12 protein-coding genes and 1 pseudogene are annotated in these 11,298 nt (G+C 69.4%); 5 read left to right on the top strand and 8 right to left on the bottom strand.

The annotated features are described in order from the left end of the window. Both dnaK and ACIP94_RS30345 read right to left on the bottom strand, forming a co-directional pair. A partial coding sequence (gene dnaK / locus ACIP94_RS30350) for a molecular chaperone DnaK (protein ID WP_402432629.1) occupies positions 1-1,692 on the bottom strand: 1,692 nt, incomplete at its 3' end. A gap of 75 nt (positions 1,693-1,767) precedes the next feature. Continuing rightward, positions 1,768-2,277 carry a general stress protein gene (locus ACIP94_RS30345; protein ID WP_402432626.1) on the bottom strand — a complete coding sequence of 170 codons (510 nt, stop codon included), beginning with the start codon at positions 2,275-2,277 and terminating at the stop codon, positions 1,768-1,770. A gap of 223 nt (positions 2,278-2,500) precedes the next feature. Between ACIP94_RS30345 and ACIP94_RS30340 the strand changes: the two genes are divergently transcribed. Further along, positions 2,501-4,270 carry a PucR family transcriptional regulator gene (locus ACIP94_RS30340; RefSeq protein WP_402432623.1) on the top strand — a complete coding sequence of 590 codons (1,770 nt, stop codon included), beginning with the start codon at positions 2,501-2,503 and terminating at the stop codon, positions 4,268-4,270. Between the two features lie 313 nt (positions 4,271-4,583). On the opposite strand, the gene ACIP94_RS30335 is transcribed toward ACIP94_RS30340, so the two are convergent. From ACIP94_RS30335 to ACIP94_RS30320, 4 genes are all read right to left on the bottom strand, one after another. Further along, the gene (locus ACIP94_RS30335; protein ID WP_402432620.1) at positions 4,584-4,940 is read right to left on the bottom strand and encodes a hypothetical protein; all 357 of its coding nucleotides are present in this window, start codon (positions 4,938-4,940) and stop codon (positions 4,584-4,586) included. Positions 4,941-4,957: 17 nt separating this feature from the next. Beyond that, positions 4,958-5,536 (bottom strand): DsbA family protein, encoded by a 579-nt coding sequence (locus ACIP94_RS30330; protein WP_402432617.1) that lies wholly within the window; start codon positions 5,534-5,536, stop codon positions 4,958-4,960. A 614-nt stretch (positions 5,537-6,150) separates the two neighbouring features. Next, complete coding sequence (locus tag ACIP94_RS30325; RefSeq protein WP_402432614.1) at positions 6,151-7,299, bottom strand: aromatic acid exporter family protein; 1,149 nt, start codon at positions 7,297-7,299, stop codon at positions 6,151-6,153. Between the two features lie 27 nt (positions 7,300-7,326). Continuing rightward, positions 7,327-7,767: a DUF1931 family protein gene (locus tag ACIP94_RS30320; protein ID WP_402432611.1), complete on the bottom strand. Its 441-nt coding sequence runs from the start codon at positions 7,765-7,767 to the stop codon at positions 7,327-7,329. 458 nt (positions 7,768-8,225) lie between these two features. On the opposite strand from ACIP94_RS30320, the gene ACIP94_RS30315 reads away from it, so the two are divergent. The 3 genes and pseudogenes from ACIP94_RS30315 (at position 8,226) to ACIP94_RS30305 (ending at position 9,273) form a co-directional block, all read left to right on the top strand. Beyond that, the gene (locus ACIP94_RS30315) at positions 8,226-8,513 is read left to right on the top strand and encodes a hypothetical protein (protein WP_402432609.1); all 288 of its coding nucleotides are present in this window, start codon (positions 8,226-8,228) and stop codon (positions 8,511-8,513) included. Beyond that, positions 8,510-8,647, top strand: a pseudogene (locus ACIP94_RS30310) (transposase); the annotation flags it as partial. The gene ACIP94_RS30315 and the pseudogene ACIP94_RS30310, both read left to right, overlap by 4 nt. Before the next feature lie 149 nt (positions 8,648-8,796). After that, on the top strand, positions 8,797-9,273 hold the full coding sequence (locus tag ACIP94_RS30305) for a hypothetical protein (RefSeq protein WP_402432606.1): 477 nt from the start codon (positions 8,797-8,799) through the stop codon (positions 9,271-9,273). Here ACIP94_RS30305 and ACIP94_RS30300 read toward each other — a convergent pair. Then, entirely contained in the window at positions 9,263-10,489 is a 1,227-nt protein-coding gene (locus ACIP94_RS30300) for an amidohydrolase family protein (protein WP_402432603.1), read from the bottom strand. The genes ACIP94_RS30305 and ACIP94_RS30300 overlap by 11 nt on opposite strands. After that, positions 10,482-11,102: an MAB_1171c family putative transporter gene (locus ACIP94_RS30295; protein WP_402432600.1), complete on the bottom strand. Its 621-nt coding sequence runs from the start codon at positions 11,100-11,102 to the stop codon at positions 10,482-10,484. The genes ACIP94_RS30300 and ACIP94_RS30295 overlap by 8 nt, the downstream gene beginning before the upstream one ends. On the opposite strand from ACIP94_RS30295, the gene ACIP94_RS30290 reads away from it, so the two are divergent. Next, positions 11,001-11,297, top strand: coding sequence for a hypothetical protein (locus ACIP94_RS30290; RefSeq protein ID WP_402432656.1), 297 nt, complete (start codon positions 11,001-11,003; stop codon positions 11,295-11,297). The two genes, ACIP94_RS30295 and ACIP94_RS30290, sit on opposite strands and share 102 nt — an antisense overlap. Position 11,298: the final 1 nt, after the last annotated feature.

The raw sequence follows: 11,298 nt of genomic DNA, 5'->3' as shown, positions 1-11,298 counted from the left end.
CGCCACCAGCATCTCGGCACGGGCCTTCTCGTGCGCGGGCGCGGCATCGCCCAGCTCGCCCAGTCGCTTTTCGACCTGGTAGGCAATCGCGTCCAACTCGTTGCGCGCATCGATCGCCTCGCGGAGCGACTGGTCCTCGCTCCGGTGGCGTTCGGCCTCCTGCACCATGCGCTCGACCTCGCTGCGATCGAGGTTGGAGCTCTCGCTGATGGTGATGCCCTGCTCCTTGCCGGTGTCCTTGTCGCGTGCGGTGACGTGGAGGATGCCGTTGGCGTCGATGTCGAAGGTGACCTCGATCTGAGGCTCGCCGCGGGGCGCCGGGCGGATGTCGGTGAGCTGGAACCGGCCGAGTACCCGGTTGTCGGCCGCGAGCTCACGCTCGCCCTGGAGGACGACGATGTCGACGGCGGGCTGGTTGTCGGCGGCCGTGGTGAAGGTCTCGGTACGGCGGACCGGGATGGTGGTGTTCCGCTCGATGATCTTCGTCATCACGCCACCGGCGGTTTCCACGCCGAGGGACAGCGGCGTGACGTCGAGCAGCAGGACGTCCTTGACCTCGCCCTTGAGGACCCCGGCCTGGATCGCGGCGCCCAACGCCACGACCTCGTCCGGGTTGACGGTCATGTTCGGGTCCTTGCCGCCGGTCAGCCGGCGCACCAGCGCCTGGACGGCGGGGATGCGGGTGGAGCCGCCGACGAGGATGACCTCGTCGATGTCGCTCTCGCCGACCTTGGCGTCCTCCATGGCCTGCTTGACCGGGCCGAGGCACCGCTCCACCAGGTCGCCGGTGATCTGCTCGAAGGTGGACCGCATGACCGTCGTCGTCAGGTGCTTGGGCCCGGAGGCATCGGCCGTGATGAACGGCAGGCTCACCTGCGTCTGCGTCACAGAGCTGAGCTCGGTCTTCGCCTTCTCCGCCGCCTCGAACAGGCGCTGCAACGCCTGCGGGTCCTTACGCAGGTCGATGCCGTTCTCCTTCTGGAAGCCATCGGCGAGGTGGTCGACCAGTCGGCGGTCGAAGTCGTCGCCGCCCAGATGGCTGTCCCCCGCCGTGGAACGCACCTCGACCACGCCGTCGCCGACGTCGAGGATGCTCACGTCGAAGGTGCCGCCGCCGAGATCGAAGACCAGCACCGTCTCGTGGTTCTTCTTGTCCATGCCGTACGCGAGAGCGGCCGCGGTCGGCTCGTTGATGATCCGCAGCACCTCCAGGCCGGCGATCCGGCCGGCGTCACGGGTCGCGGTGCGCTGAGCGTCGTTGAAGTAGGCGGGTACGGTGATGACGGCCTCCGTGACGCGCTCGCCCAGCTGCTTGGAAGCGTCGTCGGCCAGCTTGCGCAGCACCAGGGCGCTGATCTCCTCAGGCGAGTAGAGCTTGTCGCGCACCTTGAAGCGAGCGGCCCCGCCGTCCCCCTCGACGACGTCGTAGGCGACGGCCTTGGCCTCCTCGGAGATTTCGTCGTAGCGCCGCCCGATGAACCGCTTGGCCGAGTAGATGGTGCCCTTGGGGTTGAGGATGGCCTGGCGGCGGGCCAGCTGGCCCACCAGGCGCTCGCCGGTGTCGGTGAAGGCCACCACGGATGGTGTCGTGCGGCTGCCCTCGCTGTTCGGCACGACGGTCGGTTCGCCCCCCTCCCACACGGCGATCACCGAGTTCGTGGTGCCCAGGTCGATTCCGACTGCCTTGGCCATGAGGAGACTCCTTTCACAGCGCGGGCCGACGTTCGTCGGTGACCGTTCGTCCTCCGAGGGCTGTTCCGCGCTCGTTCAGATGGGGACGGGACCGCTGTATGACCGCCCGCTGCGCCAGGCCCCGCTCTGCGTGCGCGCCCCGACGCTCCCGAGCGGTCCGGCGAGCGGCCGGGGCGGCTCGTCCGCGGCCTCCTCGTCGGCGACGACGTCATACCTGCCGGCCCGCTCGGACCGCACCGAGGCGGAGTTTCGGCGACCCCCTGCGCTGCATGAGGCAGCAGCCCGAACCAGGCGCCGACGACCGCTCAGGGCGGGGAGCAGGCCCGAGACCACCGGGTTCACGCAGTCCGGCAATCCGAAGATCCGGCCGATGAGCACGCCGGGCAGTACACCGCCGGCCGCGCCGTGCTGCGCCGCCCTGCCGTACCCCCTGCGGGCAATCACTTGTTCGACCGGACGGAGATCCTGGCCGATGACGGCCACCCTGTCCACGGAAAAGCCCTGTTCGGACGGGGGGCCTACCGCGCATTCGACTTTCTGACGGCTCGGGTGGGAGACGATGATCCTGCGGGCCTGCTGGTTCATCGCCCAGTCCTTCCTGTCCCGGTCCGCCGAGCGGTTCCACACACCCAGAGTGGCAACCGGCCGGGGCGCCGCGCCTGCGCCCGGTGGAGTGAAAAGTGATGTGCCCGGTCGATACGTGAGGCCGAGGCCGCGGCTGCGAGCCGACGGGATGGGCTGCACACAGCGGGGTACTCAAGAGGTGGCCCAGCTGGTTCTCCGACGCCGGTGCGAACGAAGTGATCTCATGGCCGACTGTTCCGCGCATGGATTGTTCGATCGCCTCTCGAGCCAGGAGGAGAGCCGTTCCGTCGGCGGCGCTCCCCGTCGGGAAGACGAGCACAACGGATGCCACCGGCTGCCCCGGGACCTCGACCCACACGGGCTGCTGGCGCTGTCCCACCAGCTGTTCGGCAGCACGAACGGCAACCAGATCCTGTGGCTGGCCATGGCCCACGTCAGTGCCCTCGGCCCGTTCCGGGCCGAGGCCGGCTACCTCATGTCCGGCGACCGACTCGTCCGGGTCCCGTTGAACGAGGAGCAGGCCGGCGAGCCAGTCGACCGGGCGGTAGGTGAGCTGGCCGAGAACGACGGTCCCGTGGCCTTCCCCGAGCGGCGCTGGGGCTGGGCGTTCGGTCTGCGGGAGGCCGATCGCCTGCTGGGCTATCTGGTGCTGTCGTCCCGGCTGCGGCCCGGCCGGCGGGACCGCCAGTTGATCACCACGCTGGTACGGCTCACCTCGGCGGCCCTGTCCCTGGCGGCCGCGCGACGCCGGCAGTCCGAGGACGCCCGGGAGCTGTGTCGGCTGCGGGACGAGCGGGCCGCCGGACTGCGGGAGGTGCGTTCCCTGCGATCCGAGCTGCACCACCATCGGTTCGTGTACGAGGCGCTCGCCCATGTCGCGGCGCTGGGCGGGGGCGAGGACGCTCTCACCCGTGCCCTGTACGAGCTCACCGGTCTGCCGGCGCTGGTCGAGGACCGGTTCGGGAACCTGCGGTCCTGGACCGGCCCCGGACGGCCCTGCCCCTATCCGAGGCCGACCCCGGAGCGCCGGGAGGAGATGCTGCAGCAGGTCGCTCGTGGGACGGGGCCGGTCCGGGTCGGGGACCGGCTGGTGGTCCTGGCTCGGCCGCGGGGGGAGGTCCTCGGCGTGCTGTGCATTGTGGACCCCGACGAGACGGCGGACGAGCGCACCGAATTCGTGCTGGACCACGCGCTGCGGTCGCTCACCTCGGAGCTGACGCATCAGCGCGACCTGGCCGAGGTCGAGCTGCGGCTGCGGGGACAGCTCCTCGACGAACTGCTGGAGTGCACCGATGAGGCGAGCGCCTACGCCAGGTCCGCGGCCGTCGGCCACGACCTGCACCGGGCGCACTACGTCGTGGTGGTGAGCTGGCGAAGCGGGGCCGCCGACGACTCCTTCACGCGGGGTGTCGAACGAGCGGCGATCACGGCGGGTCTGCGACCGCTGGTGACCCGCCGTGACGACCGGGTGGTGCTGCTGACGGAGGTCAATCCGAACGGCGATGCTCTGCACGCGGCACTGACTCGAGAGCTTGGCACACCTTGTGGGGCGATCGGAGTGAGTCCGCGCTGCGACTCCCCGGGCAGCATTCCTCGCCGCTACCAGGAGGCACTGCGGGCGCTGGAGGTGCGCCAGCACTCGCGCGACCGGGAGGGCACGACATTCTTCGACGATCTGGGCCTGTACCGGATCCTGGGGCCCGGCAGCGATTACCGGGAACTCGAGGGGTTCGTGCGGGAGTGGCTCGGCCGGCTCATCGACTACGACGCGCGGCACGGCACGGACATGGTGGCAACGCTCGCGCGGTACTTCGACTGCGGCGGTAACTACGATGAGACCGCCGCCGCGTTGGCCGTCCACCGCAGCACCCTGCGCTACCGGCTCCAGCGCATCCGCGAGATCGGTGGCCGTGATCTCGCCGACGTGGACACTCGGCTCAACCTCCAGGTGGCAACCCGGGTGTGGAAGATCATGCTGGGCGGGCAGGGATGACCGTACCCACCGAAGGTGCGGTCCGGGCCGGGTGGCAGCCCGACCTGGTACGCATTGCGGCTTCGCGAACTCGGTCCGCACCCGAGGCGCCGCGCGCACGGATGGCTGCGCCTCACCATGCCGGTGCAAGAAGGGGGCAGCTCAGTCGCCCTGCGAGCACACCGGCGGTGACGGCGGCCGGCACATGCGAGGCCGGTTCGCGAGCGCGGGCGCGGGCCGGCGGACGACGCCGGAGCGGCTGCGGCAGAGCGGCCCGACCAGATCAGCCGCCCGGCGTGCCTCCGCCCGCCCTGCACGGGCGGGCTCAGCGGGCTCAGTCCTGCGCTGAGCCGTCCAACAGCCCGTGCAGATGAGCGGCGGCCACCTCGATGTCGGCGTAGTCGTTCTGGGCGGCGCGCGCTTCCGCGGAGAGCACTCCGCAGCGGTGCACCCGCTCCAGGTCCCCGTAGGGGAACTTGTAACGTGACTTCGTCCCCTCCCCGTGCCCGTCGTCGACCCCGAGGTGCCACCTGGCGTACCCGTCGATCCCGTGCTTCTCGATGTAGGCGTTCTCCTGCGCCGCCGACGGCCGGTGCTCGCTCCAGGCGTCCCGGTCGTCCCGGACCGCCTGCCCGTCCTTCACCAGCTTCTTCGCGTGGTCGTATCCCCGCTGGTTCAGCGTCACCGCCATGGGGGTCTCCTCTCTCGTCAGACCGGGTGGCGGAGTGCGGTCTCCACCGCTGTCACCACCGGTCCGGGGTACGGCGGCACGGCGGTGCCCTCGACCAGTACCGTCGGTGTGCCCCGCAGGCCGCGTTCGACCGCCCGTGCGGTCACGTACGGCGGCCAGTCGCGGTAGAGGCCGCCGCGCACACAGGACGCGAACGCACCGCCCAGCCCGGCCGACGCGCCGAGGGCGACCAGTTCGTCGTCGCTCAGCCCCGCGCCGCCCTCGGGTGGCTGGCCGGCGAAGAGCGCGTATGCGTACGCGACGAACCTGCCCTCGTCGGCCGCGCAACCCGAGGCCGCCGCGGCGCGGGTGGAGTACCGTGTGGTGGACATGTCGTCGAGGATGGCCACCGGGTGGTACGTGACGGTGATCCGGCCGTCGGCGACCAGACGGTCCACCACCGGCCCGGACGACTCGGCGAACATCCGGCAGTACGGGCACTGGAAGTCGATGTACTCGTCGAGTGCGACCGGCCCGTCGCCGACGACGACGCCGTCGCCGTCCTCGTTGGTGTGGGCCGGTACACGCTCCGGCCGTCGGCTGTTCAGCGGATACATGTGTCCTCCTCATCCAATGGGGTGTGCTCACGGTGAGAGGTGGCGCTGAACCCTTCCCATGCCAGGCATCGCCATCTCCTCGTGACCGGGCACTCCCGGCTGGCGGACGAGGAAGACCCGAGCGGTGCATCGATCCCCATGGCGACCTCGTGGGCCACCGGCACTCCGCCGTGCGGAAGTCCCAGGACGATGCGTCCCGGGGCGCCCCGGTGCTGGTCAGGGAGCCCGGAAGGGATCCGACCGGCGTCCCTGCAGTCGCGGAACAGACGGTCCTGCATGATCGCTCCTCATGCCGCGTGCCGTAGCCGGCCCCCTCCATCCCAGTGTCCTGCTCAGCTTCTGTGTCCGGGCGGCTGGGACAGGATCATCGGAACGGATTCCAAGGCGCCGGGCGGGGGCCCGGGGACAGCCGTGACCGTCGCCGGGCGGGGCCCGGGGACAGCGGCGGCCGTCGCCGGGCGGGGCCCGTGGCCGCGATTCCGGAGGAAGGGACGGAGATTTCTCACCCTCGGGGCGCGCGATTCCCGACGCCGGAGCGTGGGCGAACCCGTTGTAGGCCAGGTTGCCGGGAGGTCTTCGTCCGCCGGAGGCCCGGGCCGTGCCGTCGGGGGTGGCTACGGGGTTCGCGTCGTGGTGCTGAATTCGTCCAGACGCAACGCCGACTGAAGCGAGCTGTCCAACTCTTCGATGATGTGGGCTGCGTTGGCCAGCACCGTGCCGTTGAGTTCCCAGTTGCGGGGGTCCTGCGTGCGCAGCTGCGCGGAGATGCGTTCGCGGGCCTCACGCGCCTCCAGCAAGGACTGGACGAGGTCGGCCTCGGCGCGCTCGGCCTCGGCGACCGCCACCGCCGCGGTGACCAGACCGAAGCGTTCCACGGCGTCGGCGAGGTGGGTCAGCAGCCGATACAGCAGTGCTGCCACATCTGGGCTGTACAGAGGCTCGTGCGGTTGCCGTTCACGGCCGAGGTCGCTGAGCGAGCGCAACAGGGTGCGCAGGCTGACCGAGCAGCGCTCCAGGCTGTCCAGGCCGCTGCGCAGAACCCGCGCGGCGTGGCGTACGGGCCGGGCCCGCGGGTTGAACCGCATGCTCTCCTCCGCTCTCACGAGCTCCCGCTCCACCCGGATGATCTCCCGGTCGAGACGGTGCGCCGAGCGCAGCCAGGCTTCTGTCCGGTCCCGGCCGGCCCCGGCGGTCACCTCCCGGGCCACCTCACGCAGCAGGCCGGCCATCCTGGTGGCCAGATCCTGGACGGCCTCGCCTGCCGGTTGGACGTATGCAGGTGGAGGAATCGCCAGGTTCAGCAGGACGCCGGCCCCAGCGCCGATCAGCGCCTCCGTCAGGTGGTTGAGGGCGCTGGTGGCCGGGTGGACGACACCGAGCACCAGCAGGGCGCTGACCGCTACCTCCGGCACCAGGTACCCCAGGTGAAGGAGGTGGCCGACGGCCAGTGAGACAAAGACCAAAACCCCCAGGCTCCACCAGGTCAAGCCGGCAAGGTTGGTGAAGAAGACAGCGATCAGCAGCCCGACGATCACGATGACGATGCGTTTGATCCCGGTGACCAGGGTGGCGTAGAGGGAGACCTGGACGACGAGTACCGCGGTCAGTGGGGCCAGCAGCGGAGGCCGGTCGGCCGAGACATGCAGCGCGGCCACATACGCGAGCACGGCGGCCACCGTGGGACGCAGCGACCGGGAGATCGCGGGATCGCGCCGCTTCCTGATTAGTTCGAGCACGGGGATGCCGACGGGTGTCCTGACCATGGCTCGCCGTCCCGGGATGCCGCACGGTCAGAGCAAGAGGGCGAACAGGCTCATGACCTGCTCCCAATCAGGGGTCAGGGGATGCCGGCGTTCCGGGTCGATGATCCTGAAGGAACGGGCCATCGCGACGCTCAGGCCGCCTGCGACGGCCGGCAGCTTGCCCTTGGTCTCCTCGCTGATGGACGTCTCCAGAGCAGGATGAGCGGCCATCTGCTCAAGCAGGGGCGTGAGCTCGATCTCTTCGTCGAGGTCTTCGAACAGGTCGATGCTCTCTTGCAGTCCTTTGGTGATGGGCAAGTCCTGCGGCTCGATGATGTCGCGGCCGTTGGCCTTCGCCTTCGCCTGGGCGATCAGGAACAGGTCATAGATCTTCTGGTCGATGAAGTCGCTGTAACGCTTGAGGTCGTCCTTGTCGACGGTCAGCCCGGCCGCTGTCCGGAAGAACCGCTCGAACTTGGTCACACCCATGACTGGCACAGTGATCACCTCTTGGAAAGGGAGCGGACCGGGCGGCCCGTTGAAAGCACGGCCAGGGAGACGCTGCCTCTGCCTGGAGACTCTCTTGAATCAGCCGGACAGCCATCGCGCCCTCCGTGAAGACCTCCGAGGGGTGGGCGTCAGCGTCATGGCACCAGGCTCAGGGCAGGACCGGAATGCGGATCCCTCCCGCGTGTAATGCTTGCAGCACACATCGGAGCGGTGCCCACCCGGGCCCTCGACCACATCGCAGCGGATGCCTCGGCCACTGAACCCGACGCTCGATGAAGCTCGACACCTCCATCCAGTGTCAGCCTGGTCGGTGCGCTCTTCGATGGGATGGACCTGAGGGGACGAATTACGTGACCGGGACGGACCTGGGAGGTCAAGACAGCCATCCGGTCAGTTACTTTTGTCCGCTGCGGCGACTCGCGTGAGATCATCCGTCCATGAGCAGCGATCTGGAAGTAAGTGCTCTGGCGATCAATGTCGCGATCCCGCAGGCGCTCCGCTGGACGGACACTCGACGCGGTGAAGCGTTCACGCTGACCACACTCAACGTCCGACTGCTCCCGGATGGTCACCTCGCCGTGAAGGCCTATGGCAGACCAGTCGGTGGTGGTCGGGGCGCATACGTCTCGTTCCCTGTCCCCGATGATCCCGAACTGGCGGCCATGGTCTCCGACGCCGCCAGCCGTGCCGGGGTGTTGTGGGCCGCCCACCGTGGTCTGGGCTGATCCAACTGACTGACGATGAAGGGGAGTTCATCAAGCCATACCTGCCGATCGGAGAGTACGGGCCGTACCCCGAGCGGCTGCGACAGCAGTTCGAGGGCGTGATCTGGTGGTTCAAGACCGGCGGGCAGTTGCGCCGGTGCCTCAGCGGGCCGAGGGGATGGCGGCGTCGGTCCTCGCGCCGGACCATCAGCGGATCACGTCCACATTTGGATGCACCGACCTCCTCGAAAACGCCGACGGCTCCCTCATCCCCCGAGCACGGGCCGAAGTAACGTCAGGGTGCATGGCGTCTGTGTGCACCTTCTTCGGCCCACCCGCGATCACACTCCTCCTGTTCGCCGTTGGGGCATTCCCGTACGCGTTCTGGGTGACCAGGAGGAACCCCTCGCAGCCGGCCCGCCGGGCTGTGATCGGGACCGCGGCAGCGACCGCCGCCTATGGAGCCGGAACCCTCTACGGGCTCGCCTTCACGAACCCGCTTGACGTATGCGGGGACAAGACCGGCGACGGCGTGTACATGGATGCCGGACGGGACTACACCCTGACCTCGGTGCGCGTGGACCGCTTCCCTCCGTCCATCACCTGCCACTGGACCAGCGGCCACGGCACCGAAGAGGTGTGGTTCTGGGCCCCGCCCCTGCTGTACGCGGGGCTGGCCTGCTCCGTCGTCTGCTCCGCCCTGCTTCTCATCAACCACTACGAGTACAGAAAGACCCTCGTAAACCAGCTTGACGCGTGGAGAGTCGTGCTCACGGCCTGAGGCCGATCTCGGCGTGGAGGGGTTGCTCTGGCAGGTGAACTCGGCCGCCGGCCATGACGAGCCGTATGTCTTGAAGGGCCTTGAGGGCATCGAGGGGGTTGCCTCCCACCACCACAAGATCGGCCCGGTATCCGGGACACAGGCGCCCCGTGTCGTGGGCGATGCCAAGGGCGCGCGCCGCCTCGATCGTGGCGGAGGCGATGACCTCCATCCTGGACAGCCCGATGTACTCGAAGAACTCCAGGCCGGCGGCGAGGCCGCCGAAGCCGGAGCGTGGTACGCCCGCGTCGGTGCCGGCGATGAGGCGTACGCCCTGTTCAGCCATCCGGCGTGCGGGAGAGAAGAGTTCCCGGGCCCGTTCGGGGCCGATCCGCTCGGCGAAGGACCGCCAGTTGGGGTGGGCGGCCGGGCACACGCGGATGCCCTTGGCGACGATCTGTGCGACGAGGTCCTCGCGCAGATCGACCCCGCTGCCCTCCGTGACCCAGGTGCAGTGCTCGATGGTGTCGACGCCCGCGGTGATGGCCGCGGCGATTCCCTCGGTGCCGTGCGCGTGGGCGGCGACCGGCAGGCCGGCCCGGCGGGCCTCCTCGACGGCTGCAGCGAGTTCCTCCGTCGTGAACTGAGGCTCCCAGATGGCGGGGCCGCCGTGGGTCAGGCCGCCGCCGGTTGCCATTACTTTGATCACATCCGAGCCCTGCCGTGCGTTGCGTCGTACGGCTTCCCTGATCTCCCCGGCCCCCTGGACCTCGCCGCCGAGGAACCAGCAGTGGCCCTGTTGCGAGGTCAACGGTGTGCCGGCCGCGAGGATCCGGGGTCCGGCCTGTCGGCATGCCGCTGTCTCGTCCCGGAGGCGGAAGGCGAGGCCGCCGCGGTCACCGAGATCGCGGATGGTGGTGATGCCGGAGTCCAGAAGCTGCCGGGCGCGGGTCGCCATGTCCCCAAGGAGTGCCGCGTCGTCGCTCTCGCGCAGGGAGCCAACGGGATCGGAACTGCCGTCGAAGGCCAAGTGGACGTGGCAGTCGATGAGACCGGGAAGCACGGTGGCGTCCGGGAAGGACAGCGTCCGGTGGCCTGGCCCGACCTGCGCTTGGACGTCGGTGCGTCGGCCGGCGGCGGCAATGGTGTTCCCGGCGATGAGGACCGCGGCGTCCTCCACGTGCTCGTCACCGGGTCCGAGGAGCATGTGTCCTGCGGTAATCAGAATGTCAGCCACGCCGACTCCCTTGGTCTTCCGTTCGTTTTTCCCGCTCGGTGCGGTGTGAGGCGCTACGGCGCAGCGCGTCCGACAGCATGACGAGTTGTCGTACGTCCGCGTCCAGGCCCTTGGCCTGCGGTACTGCCACGGCGACTGCGCCGTGCGGCGCTTCCCGGTCTTCCGCCTGGGCCGCGAGGGCCGCACACAATCGGTCAGCCAGGAGATCGGCCGATGACGCGGAGAGGTTCGTGGCTGTCATCTCCGTCCGCCGGCTGAGGTAAGGACTGATGCGTACCGACCCGTCGCGGCACTCGATGGCCCGGCGGTAGTAGCGGCGGTCCACTCCGTGCGACCGGCGCAGCGTAGCCCACGGACTGATGCGGTTCCGGGGCAGGGCGTCCTGGGGGTACGCCTCGTGCAGCAGGCTCCACAGTGGATACAGGCGGTGGTACATGCCGCGACGGTGCCGACGTAGACGCATGACGGACAGTCGCGCCCGGGCGGCCGGGTAGCAGGCCCCTACGAGGACATGACCTGGGGCGCGCTCGTCGTCGAGCTCCTCATCGCCATCTGCATCCTGGGCTCGGACCGCCGGCGCGAGGTGGGCCTGGTGCTCGACATCCTGCTGCACGGCTCGATCATCCTGCTGATGGGCCTGTGGAGCTTCGCACTCGTGATGATCGGCTGCTCGGTCGTCGCGTCGATGCCGCTGCTGCGTACGTCGCGGGCCGCGACGCCCGGCGAGGGAGCTCAGAGCGAGCAACTCTTCGCTGAGGAGGGGACGGATGACAGCTCAGTCGAACGCTCTTCGGCAGTGCTACGTTGAA

The organism is Streptomyces sp. NPDC093261, from assembly GCF_044753645.1.
Taxonomy (GTDB): domain Bacteria; phylum Actinomycetota; class Actinomycetes; order Streptomycetales; family Streptomycetaceae; genus Streptomyces.
The sequence above is the reverse complement of the archived record's forward strand: the minus strand, read 5'-3'. Positions and strand labels throughout refer to the sequence as shown.